Raw genomic sequence first — 16455 nt, forward strand, 5'->3', positions numbered from 1 at the left:
ACAGCTAGGCAGCTTTAGCGCGTGAGCAGCAGCGCGTCGCCCTGACCGCCACCGCCACAGAGAGCGACGGCAGCGCGGCCTGAGCCGCGGCGTGCCAGCTCATGGGCGGCATGCACGACGAGGCGAGCACCGGATGCTCCGACCGGGTGGCCGATCGCAATAGCGCCGCCGTGGATGTTTACGATGTCGTGGCTCAACCCAAGCTCGGCCGTTGAGCGCAGGCTTACCGCGGCAAAGGCTTCGTTAATTTCGGCGAAATCGAGGTCGTCGGCCGTCCAACCCGCATTATCGAGGGCTGCCGCGATTGCGCGAGCGGGCTGCGAGTGCAACGAGTTATCGGGGCCAGCGACGTGACCCGAGCGGTCGAGCACCGCAAGCCACGGCAGATTGTGTTCTTCGGCCCACGCACGGCTGGCCAAAATTACGGCAGAAGCACCGTCGCTCAATGGCGACGAGTTGCCCGCCGTGATGGTGCCTTCGGGGTCGAAGGCGGGGCGCAACCCAGCAAGGGTGTCGACGGTTGTGTTGGCGCGTACGCCTTCATCTGTGTCCAGAACGAGGTCATCGCCCTTGCGTTGGGGAATAACGACCGGCACGATCTCGTCGGCAAATACTCCGGCCTCAATGGCGGCGGCTGCCCGCTGGTGCGAGGCGGCAGCGATCTCGTCCTGTTCGGTTCGACCGATCTCGAGGCGTCCGTTGTGGCGTTCGGTGCTCGCGCCCATCGACTCAGCATCAAACGCGTCGGTCAGGGCGTCGTGGGCTGCGGTGTCGAGTGCTGACACGGTTCCGTACGCCCAGCCCATGCGTGACCCGGGGAGCACGTGAGGGGCATTGGTCATTGACTCTTGGCCGCCGGCAGCGACCACGTTGGCTTCTCCGAGACGGATGAGACGCGCAGCATCCACAATGGCGGCAAGTCCGGAGAGGCAGACCTTGTTGACGGTGACGGCCGGGGTTTTCCAGGCGAGGCCTGCCGCGATGGAGGTCTGGCGGGCGGGGTTTTGGCCAGCACCGGCTTGGATCACTTGACCGAAGATCACCTGATCGATGGAGTCGACATCCACGCCGGAGCGTTCAACGGCGGCTCGAAGTGCGATTGCACCTAGCTCGACGGCGGTGAGCGACGCGAGCTGTCCGCGCAGTTTCCCTTGTGGGGTGCGTGTCGCAGAGAGGATCACTACGTCATTGGGTGCGGGGGTGTTGGCCACTGTGCAAACTCCTTTGTTTGGGCGCCGTTGTTGACAGCGCGGTTGCGCAACCATAGGCTACATGAAACCTGAACCGGGTCTCAGGTTCAGATCACAATCCTCCTAAGGCAGCAGGAAAGGTCCCATCATGCGGGTCAGTAAAAAGTACCTCGCTCCGGCGTTAATTGCGACGGTTGCACTCACACTGGCGGGCTGTGCCCCCAGTACTGACGGCGGAACTGGCGGCGATGAACTCGCCCCCGTCGATATCTCCATCATCACTTCCCAAACTGGCCCCCTCGCGGCCTACGGTGAGGCCTACCTCGCCGGCTTCGACGCTGGTCTCGATTACGCCACCGACGGAACAGGCACCGTCGATGGCCGCGAGCTGAACATCGAAATCACGGATGACGCTGGCGACGCTGACAAAGCCGTCACGGCAGCGAAAGACGTGATTGGCCAAGGCCAGAAGATCATCATCGGTACGGTCTCGTCGGGAATCGCACTCGCGCTTGCTGAGCAAGCCGAGCAGAACAAGGTTCTCTACATTTCCGGGCCGGCCGCGGCTGACGGCATCACTGGCGTGAACGATTACACGTTCCGCTCGGGTCGTCAGAGCTACCAAGACGTCGCAACCGCCGGTACCTTCATCGGTGACCCGGCAGGCCAGTCCGTTCTGGTCTTCGCTCAGGACACCGCTTTCGGTCAGGGCAATGTCGCAGCAGCAACCGCCGTCCTTGGCGGCCAGGGTGCTGACGTGACGAGCCTGCTTGTTCCCGAAGATGCCACCGAGTTCACCCCTTTCGCGCAGCAGATCGTTGATGCTCAGCCCGACCTCGTGTTCGTTGCATGGGCTGGTGCAACATCCGGTGCAATGTGGGAGGCGCTCAGCCAGCAGGGCGTGTTCGACAGCGTTCCTGTCGCAACCGGTCTTGGTGACATCTCGACCTATGGCGCTTACGGTGCCGCGAGCGACCAGATCAGCTTCCTCAACCACTACTTCGCAGGAGCGACCGACAATGACGCCAACAGCGCCATGGTCAGCTACCTCGAAGCAGAGGGCAAGCAGGCCGACCTGTTCTCGCCCGACGGCTTCGTTGCCGCTCAGATGGTTGTTCAGGCAGTGCGTGAAGGTGGCGACGATGTCGACGCTATGATCGCCGCGCTCGAAGGCTGGACCTTCGATTCCGTCAAGGGATCGATCACGGTTCGCGCTGAAGACCACGCGATGATCCAGCCGATGTTCCAGGTGTCGCTTGTTGCCGATGGCGACTCGTGGATTCCTGAGCTCGTCACGGCCGTTGATGCTGACGCCGTAACCCCGCCCATCGCAGAGTAAGTACCTAGAGAACTATGTCGAACCAGCCCGTGCTCACGGTCGAGCACCTTGCCCTCACGATCGGGGGAGCCGTCATCATCGATGACGTGTCCCTCTCGATCGCCCAGGGTGAGATGCTCGGCGTGATCGGCCCGAATGGGGCCGGAAAAACCACGCTCTTCAATCTCATCTCGGGGGTGATGACTCCGACTACGGGAGCCGTCACTCTTGAAGGGCGTGATGTCACGAATCAGACCATTGATGCGCGGGCCCGGGCTGGGCTCGGCAGAACCTTTCAAACATCCAGCCTCTTCCCGGCGCTCAGTGCGCTGGAGAACGTGCGCCTCGCCGCTCAAGTGAAGCTGGGCGGTGCCACCTCGGTGCTGCGCTTCCCGCGCTCGCACGACAAAGCGACCACCATTGCCCGAGCTCGCCTCGACGAGGTCGGGCTCAGCCACCACGTCGCTACAGAGGCGGGGGTGCTGTCGCACGGTGACAAGCGCAAGCTCGAAATCGCCATGTTGCTGGCTACCGATCCCAGCGTCATCCTGCTCGATGAGCCGATGGCCGGTGTCGCTTCTGGCGACGTTGCGGGGCTCACCGAAGTGATTCGTCAGGTTCATCAGTCGGGTCGCACCGTGCTGATGGTCGAACATCACATGGATGTCGTTCTTGGTCTGGTCGACCGGGTGGCGGTTATGCACCATGGCAGTTTGCTCGCGTGTGACACCCCGGATGCCGTCATGGCAGACGAAGCGGTGCAGAAGGCTTATTTGGGGGCGCCACTATGACTGAATCGATTCTGACGGTTGCTGGTTTGAACGCCAGCATCGAGGGTCAGCAAGTTGTCGAGGATGTGAGCTTTGAGATGCTCCCCGTCGGTGTGACGGCGCTTCTCGGCCGCAATGGTGTTGGTAAGACCAGCACTCTGCGGGCCATCATGGGCCTCATTGAGCGCTCGGGTGAAGTGACGATTGCGGGGGAGCGCGTTGATCGCGAACCGACTCACCGCATCGTGCAGCGGGGCGTTGGTTATGTTCCCGAAGACCGCGAAGTTTTTGCCTCGCTCACTGTGAACGAGAATCTCCGTTTGGCTGAGCGTGATTCCACGCCGAACCGCCAACTCATAGAAGAACTTTTTCCGGACCTCATTGCGCGGGCCGGTCAGCTTGCCGGCACACTCTCGGGTGGCCAGCAGCAGATGGTGTCACTGGCACGAGCGCTCGTGAACGACAACAGGGTCCTCCTCGTTGACGAACCGACCAAAGGCCTGGCGCCGTTGATCGTGATGGATGTCGCGAAAGCACTCGAACGTGCCGCTCAAACAGTGCCGGTGCTCTTGGTGGAACAAAACTTGCAGGTCGTGCGGATGCTCGCCGACAAGGCCATCGTGCTCGAAGGCGGTCGCGTGGTTTACGACGGCAGCGCCGAAGAACTCTTGGGCAACGAAGCCCTCACGAAAGAATTGTTGGGGGTCGCGTGAGCACCATAATTCTCCTGCTCATTACAGGACTCGGCCTCGGTGCGCTCTACTTCCTGGTCGCATCCGGTCTCTCGCTGATTTACGGCCTCATGGGAGTGCTGAACTTTGCCCACGGTTCCTTCCTCACGCTTGGTGCATTTGCCGGCTGGGAGCTATCGAGACGCATGGGCGGCGAAAGCTGGGGCACCCTCATCGCCTCGATGCTGCTCGGAATGGTCGTCGGCGCTGCTGTTGCTGCCGCGACCGAGTTTCTGCTCATCCGGCGTCTCTACAACCGGCATATCGAGCAAGTGCTCGTGACGGTCGGTTTGGCGCTCGCGACGGTTGCTCTCTTTGAGGGCATCTGGGGTACCGACCCGATTTACGTGACAGCACCTCCGTGGTTGTCGCAGACCACTGAGATCTTGGGGGCACGCGTTCCCAACGACCGGTTCTTGATGATCGGTGCGGCAGTTCTCGTGCTGCTCGGAATCGTTGCATTCTTGCGCTACACCCGCTTCGGCCTCATCATTCGGGCCGGTGTTGAAAACCGATCCATGGTCACGGCGCTCGGTATCGATGTGCGCAAGGCATTCACTGTCGTGTTCGCGATCGGTGGCGCTGCCGCCGGTTTGGGTGGCGTCCTTGCCTCGCACTACTTCGGCTACGTTTCGCCCCAGCTCGGCGGATCGCTACTGATCTTCGCGTTCATCGTCACCGTGATCGGTGGCCTGGGTTCACTCGCTGGCGCCGCTATCGCGTCGGTGGTGGTCGCCATCCTGCAGCAGTTTGCCAATTACTTCTGGGGCGGAACAGGTGACCTCATGGTCGTCCTCCTGCTCGCCGTCGTCTTGTTGGTGCGCCCAACCGGAATCTTGGGGAAGAAAGCATGAAGTCGCTCGCAAACCTGAGTCAGCGCACCTGGTGGATCGTCGGCGGCGTTCTCGTCGTCGTAGCCGCACTGCTGCCACTGCTCAACCTCTCGATCCCCGGCGTGCTGCCGGGCGCAACCTACACGCCTGGCACGCTGCAACTGCTCGCGCTCGCTTTGCTCTTTGCGTCGCTGGCGCTCAGCTACCACTTGCTCTTTGGCACGGCCGGGATGCTGTCCTTCGGCCACGCGCTGTACTTCGCTCTCGGGGCGTATGGTCTCGGCATCGTGCTGCAGCAGACCGAGCTGACGCTGATTCCTGCTCTCGGGCTCACTCTCGCGGTTGTCATTGCCGCCGCGTATCTTCTGGGTTCGCTGAGCCTGCGCGTCACGGGGATTTCCTTTGCGATGGTGACGCTCGCCTTCGCTCAAGCCGGCAACGTGCTCGTGCGACGCAACCCCGCCATCACGGGTGGTGAAGAAGGCCTGAGACTCGACACCGAGCACATCCCGGATTTCTTCATCGGAGTGATTAACACCCGCAACCTGTACTGGCTCTCACTTGCACTGCTCGTCGTTGTGTTCGTGGTTGTTGCGTGGTTCGAAAACTCCCGTGCCGGTCATGCTGTGACAGCAACCCGCGAAAACGAGTTGCGCGTGCGGGTGCTCGGCCTCCGTCCCTTCGGCGTGAAGCTCATGGCGTTTGTCATCGCCTCTGTGCTGGCCTCGCTCGTGGGAATGGTGCACTTGCTGCTGCAGAGCGGCACAACACCGCGGGCAACCTCGGCTGACTTCACTCTCACGATCCTGGTGATTGTGGTGCTCGGAGGTGTCGGCTCGCGCTGGGGTGCGATCGTCGGCGGCATCATCTACACGTTGCTCGACCAGCGGCTCACCGCGCTCGCAAGTTCGGATGCTATTGACGGACTTCCCGCGATTTTGCGCATTCCTCTCTCCGAACCGCTCTTTATCCTCGGCACCCTGTTTATCCTTGTGGTGTTGTTCCTTCCCGGAGGAATCGCCGGTGCGGTGAAGCGCCTCTCCACAGGCACCTCTGCCACACCGTCAGAGCGCAAGCTGCTTGAGGAGGCGGAATGACCCAGTCTGAAGGGCTACACACGCTAGGGCGGTGGACCGCCGACCGCGCACTCGCGACGCCAGAAAGAGTTGCTGTCGATGACCGCGGTGTCGTGCTGACCTACCGCCAACTGGATGACCGGGCTACGGCGCTCGCCGAAGCCTTCCTCGATGGCGGCTACGGTGTTGGCGATCGCATCGCCACCATCACGGGCAATAGCTCGGACCACGTCGTCGTGTTCTTCGCCTGTGCCAAGGCCGGACTCGTGCTCGTGCCGCTCTCGTGGCGTTTGTCGCCGAGGGAGATCGCCCAACAACTGGAACAGGCAGACCCCGCTCTGCTACTGGTCGAAGACGAGTTCGCGACTCTGGCAACCCTCGCCACTGACCGCCTCATTGCACCAATCGCTCGCGGCATCCTTGGCACTCACGGAATTGAACACGACATTGTCGCCCCGCTCCAGCACGCGAGCGTCGACCCCGTGCGTCGTGCCGTGTGCGACGACGATCCGCTGCTGATCATCTTCACATCGGGAACGCTCGATCAGGCCAAGGGCGCGATCCTCACTCACGCCAATTGCTTCTGGACCAACCTCTCGCTCTCGCGCACCGCCGAGATCACGAGCGCCGACACCGTGCTCGCGGTCATGCCGCAGTACCACGTCGGTGGCTGGAACATTCAGCCGTTGCTGGCATGGTGGATGGGCGCGACCGTCGTGCTCGAGCGCACGTTTGATCCGGCCCGAGTGCTGCAGCTCATCGCCGACCGTCGCATCACCACGATGATGGGCGTGCCCGCCAACTACTTGATCCTGTCGCAGCATCCGCGATTCGCTTCAAGCGACCTCTCGAGCCTCGCGCACGCCATTGTCGGGGGAGCGCCCATGCCCGAACCGCTCTTGCGCGTCTGGCACAGCCGCGGGGTCGCGCTTACTCAGGGTTACGGCCTAACCGAGGCAGCGCCGAACGTGTTGTGCCTGCCCGATGAAGAAGCGCGCACGCGCATCGGCTCAGCGGGCAAGCCCTACCCTCACGTGGATGTCGATATCGCCGACCCCGTGACGGGAGAACGTATCGAGGGCGCGGGCCAGGGCGAATTGCTCGTGCACGGTCCCGGAGTCTTCAGCGGCTACTTTCGTGCCCCCGAAGCTACAGCGCTCGCGCTCCGCAACGGCTGGCTGGCAACCGGCGATCTCGTCAGTCGCGACGCGGAGGGCTACTACCGCGTGCTCGACCGCCTCAAAGACATCTTCATCACCGGGGGAGAATCTGTCGCCCCCGCCGAGATCGAAGGCGTGCTCTTCGGGCATCCGGCGATTGCCGACGTTGCTGTCGTGGGGGTTCCCGACGAGACGTGGGGCGAAGTCGCTATCGCCTGGGTGGTCGTGCGATCAGGAGCATCGACCGACGAGACCGACGTTCTCGAGTTTGCGCGGGCAAGTCTCGCCAAATTCAAAGTGCCCAAGCGAGTGATCTTCGTTGAACAGATTCCTCGGTCATCCAGCGACAAAGTTCGTCGCCGAGTGTTGCTAGAACAATGGACAGAACAGCCTTCACACCACGGACGGATCAGTTCATGAGCACACCCCTAACCGCTCGCGGCACTCGCACCAAGACGAAACTGATCGAGGCTGCCGAAACAATCTTTGCCCGCTATGGCTACACGGATGCCTCAGTCGTGCGCATCACAGAAGAGGCCGGTGTCGGCCAAGGCACTTTCTATCTCTACTTCGCGAGCAAGCTCGAAATCTTCGAAGAGCTCGTTGAGGATCTCAACCGCCGCGTTCGTCGTGCCATGAGCGAAGCTTCGGGGGCGGCATCCAACCGCATCGAATCAGAGCGTGCTGGATTCAGGGCCTTCTTCGAGTTCACCGCCGAACACCCCGCCCTGTACCGCGTCGTGCGCGAAGCCGAATTCGTGTCGCCCAAGTCGCTGCGCTTGCACTATTCCCGCATCGTCGACGGCTACATCGAGGGCCTCAAAGAAGCTCAACTGCTCGGAGAAATCGGTGACATCGACCCGACCGTAGCAGCATGGGCCCTCATGGGCATCGGCGAAATGATCGGGATGCGCTGGGTGCTGTGGGGCGATTCGCCCGACGCCGGCCACGATGCTGACCCGACCGCGAGTGGTACCTCTCGCGTGCCCGATGAAGTTCTCGATCAGATGATTACGTTTATCCGCCGCGCTTTGGCTGTGCCAGAGCCGAGCACTGAAGGAGTCGAGAAATGACCGATCTCACGGGCCGTCGAGCCCTCGTCACCGGCGGAGCGAGTGGAATTGGTGCCGCGTGCACCGAGTCGCTTGCTCGCGCTGGAGCCCACGTTATCGTGGCCGACCTCAATGGTGATGCCGCGAAAGCTCAAGCCGACCGCATTGGTGGTGAAGCGTGGCAGGTTGACCTCACCGACACGGTGGCGCTCGCCGATCTCACGCTCGACGTGGATGTCATCGTCAACAATGCGGGCATTCAACACGTGAGCCCCATCGAAAGTTTCGATCCGGTCATGTTCGGCCGCATTCTCGACCTCATGCTCGAAGCACCGTTCTTGCTCGTGCGGGCGGCGCTACCGAAAATGTACGAGCGCGGGTTTGGTCGCATCATCAATATCAGCTCGGTGCACGGCCTCCGCGCGTCGCCCTACAAGTCGGCGTACGTTGCCGCGAAGCATGGGCTCGAAGGCTTCTCCAAAGTCACGGCCCTCGAAGGCGGTGCCCACGGCGTCACGAGCAATTGCGTCAACCCTGGCTACGTGCGCACGCCGCTTGTTGAAAAGCAGATTGCCGATCAGGCCAAGGTGCACGGCATCCCAGAGGCTGAAGTCGTCGAGAAGGTCATGCTCACCGAGAGTGCGATCAAGCGACTCCTTGAACCGAGTGAGGTCGCCGATCTCGTGCTCTGGCTCGCGGGGGACACGGCCGGAATGGTCACGGGCGCCTCGTACACGATGGATGGCGGCTGGAGCGCACGATGACCGAGCAACACACCACCATCACGTGCCTGGTCGACGGCGGTGAACTCACCGCGGCGATGTGGGAACCCGAGTCGGAACCTCGCGGCACGATCCTGCTCATCCACGGCATCACGGCATCGCATATGTCGTGGCCGCTCGTCGCGGCTTCGTTCCCCGACTACCGGGTAATCGCGCCCGATCTGCGCGGTCGCGGTGCGAGCCGCGACCTTCCCGCACCGTTCGGGATGCCGCAGCACGCGAAGGACATGAACGCCCTGTTGGCCGCAACCGGCACTGATTCCGCGCTCGTCGTGGGGCATTCGATGGGTGCTTTCGTCGCAGCAACGTTGGCGGCGCAGTACCCGGAGCGTGTCTCGAGCCTTCTCTTGATCGATGGCGGTTTGCCGATTCCGGCACCCGAGGGCGTGTCAATGGAAGATCTGCCGCAGGTGATTTTGGGGCCGGCTGTTGATCGGCTGTCGATGACATTCGCCGACCGCGAGAGCTACCAAGAGTTTTGGCGAGTGCACCCGGCGTTTGCCGATAACTTCACTGAGGCCATCCGCGACTATGTCGATTACGACTTGGTGGGAACTGCCCCCGAGCTGCACCCGGCGAGCAACCTTGCTGCGGTCAGTTTCGATGCGCTGCAGTTGAGCGGCGACACCGACTATCTTGCCGGGCTTCAGGGGCTCACGATGCCCGTGCACTTCATCCGGGCGCCGCGGGGTCTTCTCAATCAGGTTCCGGCGTTGTATTCTCCGGAACAGTGCGACCAATGGCGGTCGGAGCTTCCTCACGTGACGTTCTCTGAAGCCGCCGATGTGAACCACTACACGATTACTTTGACGCAGCGTGGCGCCGACGATGTTGCGCGCGTCATGACTGAAATATTGGCGAATCAACCGCGGGAGGTCCGAGCGTGAGCATCGATAAGACAGTGGGGTCAGCAGCCGAAGCGGTCGCTGATATTCCCAGCGGGGCATCTCTCGCCGTTGGCGGCTTTGGCCTCTGCGGCAATCCGATGGTGCTCATCCAGGCGTTGCTCGAGTCAGGGTCAGACGACCTCAGCATTGTCAGCAACAACTGTGGTGTCGATGACTGGGGGCTTGGCGTGCTGCTGGCTGCCCGCCGCATCCGTAAGATGACCTCGTCGTATGTGGGCGAGAACAAAGAGTTTGAGCGTCAGTTCTTGACGGGGGAGCTCGAAGTGGAGCTGACCCCCCAGGGCACCCTCGCCGAGAAGCTTCGTGCCGGTGGCTCGGGAGTCGCAGCATTCTTCACGCAAACCGGCGTCGGAACCCAGGTTGCCGAGGGCGGCCTGCCGCGCCGTTACGACGGCTCGGGCGGCATCGCGATTGCCTCGCCTCAGAAAGAAGTTCGCTCGTTCGATGTGAACGGCACCGCCAAAGATTTCGTGCTCGAAGAAGCGATCACGACCGACTTCTCACTCGTGCACGCGCTCAAGGGCGACCGTCATGGCAACCTCGTCTTCGCGAAGTCGGCGCGCAACTTCTCGCCGCTAGCCGCGATGGCTGGCCGCGTCTGCATTGCCCAGGTCGAAGAGCTCGTGGAGCCAGGTGAGATTGAGCCGGATGCCGTTCACCTGCCCGGCGTGTATGTCACGCGGATCATCGAGGTTGGCCCCGATGTCGAGAAACGGATCGAACGTCGCACAGTGCAGAAGGTGGTCGCATAATGGCTTTGACTCGCGAAGAAATGGCGGCGCGTGCCGCGCTCGAACTGGCCGACGGCTCCTATGTGAACCTCGGTATCGGTCTTCCGACTCTGGTGCCGAACTACGTTCCTGAGGGCCGCACGGTTGTGCTGCAGTCGGAGAACGGCATCCTCGGCGTTGGGCCGTATCCAACCGAAGGAAACGTCGACCCCGACCTCATCAACGCGGGAAAAGAGACGGTCACGACCCTGCCGGGCACCGCCTTCTTTGACTCCGCTCTGAGCTTCGGAATGATCCGCGGCGGCAAGATCGATGCGGCCATCCTCGGCGCCATGCAGGTGTCGGTGGCCGGTGACCTCGCCAATTGGATGATTCCCGGCAAGATGGTCAAGGGTCCAGGCGGCGCCATGGACCTTGTGCACGGCGCGGCTCGCGTCATCGTTCTCATGGAGCATGTCGCCAAAGACGGCAGCCCCAAGATCGTGAACGAGTGCTCGCTGCCGCTGACCGGCCGCGGTGTCGTTCACCGCATCATTACCGATCTCGCGGTGATTGATATCACCGACCGCGGTCTCGTTCTTCGCGAACTCGCCCCCGGCGTCGACGAAGCGACCGTTCGCGCTGCCACCGAACCCGAACTCATTGTCGAGCTCACCTCTTAAGAAATTTCGCCACCACCCGTAGTTCCACTCACCAAAGGACACATCATGGCTACCCTTCTCACCGGCATCGTTCAGCACAGCGTCACCACACCGCGCATTGTCGCGTCGGTTCTTGAACGCCCATCCGACACCGCAACGTCGACGGTGGTGTTCGTGCACGGAAACGTCTCGTCGTCGCTGTTCTGGCAGCCCACGATGCTGGCACTCGATAGCAGCGTTCGCGCGTTGGCGATTGACCTGCGCGGCTTCGGCGACAGCGAAACTCTTCCGGTGGATGCCACGCGCGGCGTTCGCGATTTCTCTGACGACATTGCCTCAGTGCTCGACGCGCTCAGTATCGAAAGTGTGAGCTTCGTCGGCTGGAGCATGGGCGGCGGAATCGTGATGCAGTTCATGCTCGATCACCCAGCCCGCGTCGACACGGTGACGTTCGTGTCACCCGTCTCGCCCTTCGGCTTCGGTGGCACGAAGGGTGCGAACGGCGAGCTGCTGAATCCGGAGTGCTCGGGCACGGGCGGCGGGGGAGCGAACCCCGACTTTGTGGCCCAATTGAACGCGGGCGATGCGGCCGACGATTCGCCGACATCCGCTCGCATGGTGTTCCGTACGGCCTATGTGGCGGATGCCGCAGCCCACACCGAGCACGAAGATCTGTGGGTCGAGTCGATGCTCACGACAGCCACTGGCGAGGACAATTACCCCGGCGACTCGTTCGTTGTTGAGCCCTGGCCTGGCTTTGGTCCCGGCGGTCGCGGAGTGCTCAACACCATGACTCCCGACCACTTCAACGTCAGCGGCATTACCGAACTTGCGACCAAGCCGCACATTTTGTGGGTACGCGGTCTGCAAGACGCGATCGTGTCGGATGCCTCGGGTTTCGACCTGAACTTCCTCGGCCAGCTTGGCGTGATTCCCGGCTGGCCCGGCGCCGAGGTTGCTCCGCCCCAGCCGATGATCGAGCAGACCCGAGCCGTGTTCGACCAGTACCAGACCAACGGTGGCCAATACACCGAGTTGGCGTGGGAGAACTGTGGCCACTCGGCCCACCTCGAACGCCCGCAGGAGTTCGTTGATGCGCTGACTGCTCACCTCGGCGCGCGCTAGCGTTCCGCTGTTGTTCAGGAGTCGGCTTTAGGATGGGTTAGTGCCAGCAATTAATCTCGGAATGCCGAAAGTCCCTGAAGTCCTCGCTCCCCGTCGCAAGACCCGGCAGATCAAGGTCGGTTCAGTAGGAGTCGGCAGCGAGTCACAAGTGAGCGTCCAGTCCATGACGACGACGCAGACCACCAATATTGATGCGACGCTGCAGCAGATTGCCGAACTCACGGCATCCGGTTGTGACATCGTGCGTGTTGCTGTGCCGCATCAGGACGACGCGGATGTGCTGCACATCATCGCGAAGAAGAGCCAGATTCCGGTTATTGCCGACATCCACTTCCAGCCGCGTTATGTTTTCTCGGCGATTGATGCCGGAGTGGGCGCCGTGCGCGTTAACCCCGGAAACATCCGTAAGTTCGATGACAAGGTCGGCGAGATCGCTAAGGCTGCCAAGGATGCGGGCACAAGCCTGCGCATTGGTATCAACGCCGGTTCGCTCGAGCCAAGCCTGCTGCAGAAGTACGGCAAGGCCACCGCAGAAGCGCTCGTGGAGAGCGCTGTCTGGGAGGCAAGCCTCTTCGAAGAGCACGACTTCCACGACTTCAAGATTTCGGTCAAGCACAACGACCCCATTGTCATGGTCAAGGCGTACCGCATGCTCGCAGAGCGCGGCGACTGGCCGCTGCACCTCGGTGTGACCGAGGCGGGCCCGGAGTTCCAGGGCACGATCAAGAGCGCTACGGCGTTCGGCATCCTGCTCTCGGAGGGAATCGGAGACACGATTCGCGTCTCGCTGTCGGCTCCTCCCGTGCAAGAGATCAAGGTTGGCCTGCAAATTCTGCAGTCGCTCAACCTGCGCGAGCGCAAGCTTGAAATCGTGTCGTGCCCCTCGTGTGGTCGCGCGCAGGTCGATGTCTACAAGCTCGCCAACGATGTCACCGAGGGCCTCGAGGGTATGACGGTTCCGCTGCGCGTCGCTGTCATGGGTTGTGTCGTCAACGGACCGGGTGAAGCTCGTGAAGCTGACCTCGGTGTTGCCAGCGGTAACGGCAAGGGCCAGATCTTTGTGAAGGGTGAAGTCATCAAGACTGTTCCCGAAGCAGACATCGTGGCGACCTTGATCGAAGAGGCTAACCGCATCGCAGCAGAGATGCCGGCCGGTGCCACGGGAAGTCCGCAAGTTCTCACCCCGTAGGCGCACTACCATTGAGGCGTGTCTACACGTCTCTCTCAACTCTTTGTCCGCACGCTTCGCGAAGATCCCGTCGATGCTGAAGTAGCCAGCCACCGCCTTTTGGTGCGTGCCGGCTACATCCGTCGTCAGGCTCCCGGTGTTTTTGCGTGGTTGCCGCTCGGGCTCAAGGTTCGCCGCAAGATTGAAGCGGTCATCCGCGAAGAGCTTGAGTCGTTCGGGGCCCAAGAGGTGCTGTTCCCGGCTCTGCTGCCGCGCGAACCCTACGAGCTCACGGGCCGCTGGACAGAGTACGGTGACGGCATCTTCCGTTTGAAAGACCGCAAAGACGCCGACTACCTGTTGGCGCCCACGCACGAAGAAGTCTTCACGCTGCTCGTGAAAGACCTGTACTCGAGCTACAAAGACTTGCCGCTCTCGCTGTACCAAATCCAGGACAAGTACCGCGATGAGGCCCGCCCCCGTGCCGGTCTGCTGCGTGGTCGCGAGTTCTCGATGAAAGACAGCTACTCCTTCGACTACACGGATGCCGGCCTCGATGTGTCGTACCAGCAGCACCGTGACGCCTACGAGCGCATCTTCAACCGCCTCGGTCTCGAATATGTGATTGTCAGCGCGGATGCTGGCGCGATGGGTGGCTCGAAGAGCGAAGAATTCTTGCACCCGACTCCCGTGGGTGAAGACACGTTCGTGCGCTCGGCTGGTGGTTACGCCGCCAACGTTGAGGCGTACCGCACCACGGTTCCCGAGGCATTGCCGATTGACGGCCTGCCCGCTCCGCTGGTCTTCGATTCGCCAAACACTCCCACGATCGACACTCTTGTTGCTCTCGCTAACGAAGAGCAGCCCCGCGATGATCGTCCCTGGACCGCCGCAGACACGCTCAAGAACATCGTTCTCGCCCTGACGTCAATTGACGGAACGCGCGAACTTGTTGTCGTCGGTTTGCCCGGCGACCGCGATGTTGACATGAAGCGCGCCGAGGTTGCCTTCGCGCCGGCTGAGGTCGAACCCGCCACCGAGAAAGACTTCGCCGAGCTGGCCAAGCTCGAGGGAAACCCCGGTTTCGTCAAGGGCTACATCGGTCCATGGTCGCCCGAGGGCGCTGTCATCGGTGAGAAGTCGACGACGGGCGTGCGCTTCGTGCTCGACCCCCGCGTCGTTGATGGCACTCAGTGGATCACGGGCGCCAACCTCCACGAAAAGCACGTTCTTGGCCTCGTGGCCGGTCGTGACTTCATCTCTGACGGCACCGTTGAGGTGTCGGATGTCCGCGCCGGCGACCCTGCCCCCGATGGCAGCGGTCCCATCGAAACCGCTCGCGGCATGGAAATCGGTCACGTCTTCCAGCTCGGCCGCAAGTACGCCGAGGTGCTCGGGCTGAAGGTTCTCGATGAGAACGGCAAGCTTGTCACCGTCACGATGGGTTCCTACGGAATCGGCGTCACCCGTTTGATGGCGGCCATCGCCGAGACCACGAACGACGGCAAGGGCCTGTTGTGGCCCAAGCAGATCAGCCCCTTCGACGTGCACATCGTTGCGGCGGGCAAGGACGCTGTTGTGTATGAGACCGCCGAAGGTCTCGTGACCTCGCTTGAACAGTCCGGTCTCGATGTTCTCTTTGATGACCGTCCCAAGGTTTCGCCCGGCGTGAAGTTCGGCGATGCTGAGCTCCTCGGCGTGCCCATGATTGTGATTGTCGGCCGCGATGCCGCCAACGGAATGGTCGAAGTCTGGGATCGCGCGACGAACGAGCGCACGAGCACCCCTGTCGCCGATGTCGTCGCTGCACTCTCGAAATAAGCCAGCTAAACTAGCAAGTTCGGAGCCGCAGACGGTTCCGGGTCACAACCCCTAAATGAATATCGGAGGTCCTCAATGGATATCGACTTGAGCGTGCTGCGCATGATGGAGCGCGAGCGAGAGATACCGTTCGAAGAACTGGTGCAGATTATTGAGCAGGCGATTCTGAGCGCCTATCTCAAGCACGTTGAGGCTCCCGAAGGTAAGGCTGCAGAAGTGCAGCCGACCGCTCGTGTTGTGCTCGACCGCAAAACTGGACACGTCAGTGTCTGGGTCCCTGAGTACGACGAAGAGGGTGCGGTTATTGGCGAGGCTGAAGACAGCCCCAGTGATTTCGGACGTATTGCAGCGTTCGCGGCAAAACAGGTCATCAACCAGCGCTTGCGCGACATTGGTGACGACAAGGTGCTTGGTGAGTTCAAGGGTCGCGAGGGTGACATTGTTGCCGGCGTGATTCAGCAGGGTCCCAACCCGCGCATGATCCACATCGACCTCGGCTCGGTGGAGGCAATCATGCCTCCCGAAGAGCAGGTTCCCAGCGAGGAATACACGCACGGATCACGCATCCGGGTGTACGTCACGGCAGTAAACAAGGGCGACAAGGGGCCGCAGATTACGGTCAGCCGCACCCACCCGTCGCTCGTTCGTAAGCTCTTCGCACTTGAGGTTCCTGAGATTGCCAGCGGACTGGTAGAAATCACTTCTGTTGCCCGCGAGGCAGGCCACCGCACCAAGATGGCTGTCCGGGCAACCGAGACCGGCATCAACGCGAAGGGTTCGTGCATCGGCGAGCTCGGTCAGCGTGTTCGAGCAGTAACAGCGGAACTCAATAACGAGAAAATCGACATCGTCGACTACTCCGAGAACCTGGCCACCTTTGTCGCTAATGCGCTCTCGCCCGCCAAGGTATCGAGCTCCTTCGTGATCGATGAGGCCACCAAGGCGGTTCGTGCCCTCGTGCCCGACTACCAACTGTCGTTGGCGATTGGCAAGGAAGGGCAAAACGCCCGACTGGCTGCCAAGCTCACCGGCGCACGCATCGACATCCAGCCCGACTCGATTCTCGACGACTAATAGTCGTTCGCCTGGCTCTCCCCGCAGCACGGTGTGCTGTGGGGGAGGCCGGTAGCGTTCCATCGCGCGTGCGTT

At 61.9% G+C, this 16455-nt stretch carries 16 protein-coding genes; 15 read left to right on the forward strand and 1 reads right to left on the reverse strand.

Features of this window, described 5'->3' with window-relative positions:
* Positions 1–14: 14 nt before the first annotated feature.
* Complete coding sequence (locus I6E52_RS13410) at positions 15–1211, reverse strand: acetyl-CoA C-acetyltransferase (RefSeq protein WP_197158230.1); 1197 nt, start codon at positions 1209–1211, stop codon at positions 15–17.
* 127 nt (positions 1212–1338) lie between these two features.
* Between I6E52_RS13410 and I6E52_RS13415 the strand changes: the two genes are divergently transcribed.
* From I6E52_RS13415 to nusA, 15 genes are all read left to right on the forward strand, one after another.
* Positions 1339–2529 (forward strand): substrate-binding domain-containing protein, encoded by a 1191-nt coding sequence (locus I6E52_RS13415; protein WP_197126644.1) that lies wholly within the window; start codon positions 1339–1341, stop codon positions 2527–2529.
* 14 nt (positions 2530–2543) lie between these two features.
* Complete coding sequence (locus I6E52_RS13420; protein WP_197158232.1) at positions 2544–3299, forward strand: ABC transporter ATP-binding protein; 756 nt, start codon at positions 2544–2546, stop codon at positions 3297–3299.
* Positions 3296–3991 (forward strand): ABC transporter ATP-binding protein, encoded by a 696-nt coding sequence (locus I6E52_RS13425; RefSeq protein ID WP_197158234.1) that lies wholly within the window; start codon positions 3296–3298, stop codon positions 3989–3991. Before I6E52_RS13420 ends, I6E52_RS13425 begins: the two co-directional genes overlap by 4 nt.
* Positions 3988–4863, forward strand: coding sequence for a branched-chain amino acid ABC transporter permease (locus I6E52_RS13430; RefSeq protein ID WP_197126649.1), 876 nt, complete (start codon positions 3988–3990; stop codon positions 4861–4863). Before I6E52_RS13425 ends, I6E52_RS13430 begins: the two co-directional genes overlap by 4 nt.
* Entirely contained in the window at positions 4860–5939 is a 1080-nt protein-coding gene (locus I6E52_RS13435; protein WP_197158236.1) for a branched-chain amino acid ABC transporter permease, read from the forward strand. Before I6E52_RS13430 ends, I6E52_RS13435 begins: the two co-directional genes overlap by 4 nt.
* Positions 5936–7498 carry a class I adenylate-forming enzyme family protein gene (locus tag I6E52_RS13440; protein WP_197158238.1) on the forward strand — a complete coding sequence of 521 codons (1563 nt, stop codon included), beginning with the start codon at positions 5936–5938 and terminating at the stop codon, positions 7496–7498. The genes I6E52_RS13435 and I6E52_RS13440 overlap by 4 nt, the downstream gene beginning before the upstream one ends.
* A complete protein-coding gene (locus tag I6E52_RS13445; protein ID WP_197126652.1) occupies positions 7495–8151 on the forward strand; it encodes a TetR/AcrR family transcriptional regulator in 657 nt (218 codons plus the stop codon). The genes I6E52_RS13440 and I6E52_RS13445 overlap by 4 nt, the downstream gene beginning before the upstream one ends.
* Positions 8148–8894, forward strand: coding sequence for a 3-hydroxybutyrate dehydrogenase (locus I6E52_RS13450; RefSeq protein ID WP_197158240.1), 747 nt, complete (start codon positions 8148–8150; stop codon positions 8892–8894). The genes I6E52_RS13445 and I6E52_RS13450 overlap by 4 nt, the downstream gene beginning before the upstream one ends.
* The gene (locus I6E52_RS13455) at positions 8891–9799 is read left to right on the forward strand and encodes an alpha/beta fold hydrolase (RefSeq protein WP_197158242.1); all 909 of its coding nucleotides are present in this window, start codon (positions 8891–8893) and stop codon (positions 9797–9799) included. The genes I6E52_RS13450 and I6E52_RS13455 overlap by 4 nt, the downstream gene beginning before the upstream one ends.
* A complete protein-coding gene (locus I6E52_RS13460) occupies positions 9796–10572 on the forward strand; it encodes a CoA transferase subunit A (RefSeq protein ID WP_197158244.1) in 777 nt (258 codons plus the stop codon). The genes I6E52_RS13455 and I6E52_RS13460 overlap by 4 nt, the downstream gene beginning before the upstream one ends.
* Positions 10572–11213, forward strand: a complete 642-nt coding sequence (locus I6E52_RS13465; protein WP_197158246.1) for a CoA transferase subunit B — start codon at positions 10572–10574, stop codon at positions 11211–11213. The genes I6E52_RS13460 and I6E52_RS13465 overlap by 1 nt, the downstream gene beginning before the upstream one ends.
* 45 nt (positions 11214–11258) lie before the next feature.
* Positions 11259–12317 carry an alpha/beta fold hydrolase gene (locus tag I6E52_RS13470; protein WP_197158248.1) on the forward strand — a complete coding sequence of 353 codons (1059 nt, stop codon included), beginning with the start codon at positions 11259–11261 and terminating at the stop codon, positions 12315–12317.
* A 40-nt stretch (positions 12318–12357) separates the two neighbouring features.
* Positions 12358–13506, forward strand: a complete 1149-nt coding sequence (ispG, locus tag I6E52_RS13475) for a flavodoxin-dependent (E)-4-hydroxy-3-methylbut-2-enyl-diphosphate synthase (RefSeq protein ID WP_197110642.1) — start codon at positions 12358–12360, stop codon at positions 13504–13506.
* Positions 13507–13524: 18 nt separating this feature from the next.
* On the forward strand, positions 13525–15306 hold the full coding sequence (locus tag I6E52_RS13480) for a proline--tRNA ligase (RefSeq protein ID WP_197158250.1): 1782 nt from the start codon (positions 13525–13527) through the stop codon (positions 15304–15306).
* Between the two features lie 75 nt (positions 15307–15381).
* Positions 15382–16380 (forward strand): transcription termination factor NusA, encoded by a 999-nt coding sequence (gene nusA / locus I6E52_RS13485; protein ID WP_197158252.1) that lies wholly within the window; start codon positions 15382–15384, stop codon positions 16378–16380.
* Positions 16381–16455: the final 75 nt, after the last annotated feature.

It is taken from the genome of Salinibacterium sp. NG253 (assembly GCF_015864945.1).
Taxonomy (GTDB): Bacteria; Actinomycetota; Actinomycetes; order Actinomycetales; family Microbacteriaceae; genus Rhodoglobus.

What these genes read in the sequence shown, in the direction of transcription:
- I6E52_RS13470 (WP_197158248.1), top strand. Translation starts at nt 11,259, where the DNA reads ATGGCTACCCTTCTCACCGGCATCGTTCAGCACAGCGTCACCACACCG.
- I6E52_RS13465 (WP_197158246.1), top strand. Translation starts at nt 10,572, where the DNA reads ATGGCTTTGACTCGCGAAGAAATGGCGGCGCGTGCCGCGCTCGAACTG.
- I6E52_RS13420 (WP_197158232.1), top strand. Translation starts at nt 2,544, where the DNA reads ATGTCGAACCAGCCCGTGCTCACGGTCGAGCACCTTGCCCTCACGATC.
- I6E52_RS13450 (WP_197158240.1), top strand. Translation starts at nt 8,148, where the DNA reads ATGACCGATCTCACGGGCCGTCGAGCCCTCGTCACCGGCGGAGCGAGT.
- I6E52_RS13455 (WP_197158242.1), top strand. Translation starts at nt 8,891, where the DNA reads ATGACCGAGCAACACACCACCATCACGTGCCTGGTCGACGGCGGTGAA.
- I6E52_RS13445 (WP_197126652.1), top strand. Translation starts at nt 7,495, where the DNA reads ATGAGCACACCCCTAACCGCTCGCGGCACTCGCACCAAGACGAAACTG.
- I6E52_RS13435 (WP_197158236.1), top strand. Translation starts at nt 4,860, where the DNA reads ATGAAGTCGCTCGCAAACCTGAGTCAGCGCACCTGGTGGATCGTCGGC.
- I6E52_RS13425 (WP_197158234.1), top strand. Translation starts at nt 3,296, where the DNA reads ATGACTGAATCGATTCTGACGGTTGCTGGTTTGAACGCCAGCATCGAG.
- I6E52_RS13440 (WP_197158238.1), top strand. Translation starts at nt 5,936, where the DNA reads ATGACCCAGTCTGAAGGGCTACACACGCTAGGGCGGTGGACCGCCGAC.
- nusA (WP_197158252.1), top strand. Translation starts at nt 15,382, where the DNA reads ATGGATATCGACTTGAGCGTGCTGCGCATGATGGAGCGCGAGCGAGAG.
- I6E52_RS13415 (WP_197126644.1), top strand. Translation starts at nt 1,339, where the DNA reads ATGCGGGTCAGTAAAAAGTACCTCGCTCCGGCGTTAATTGCGACGGTT.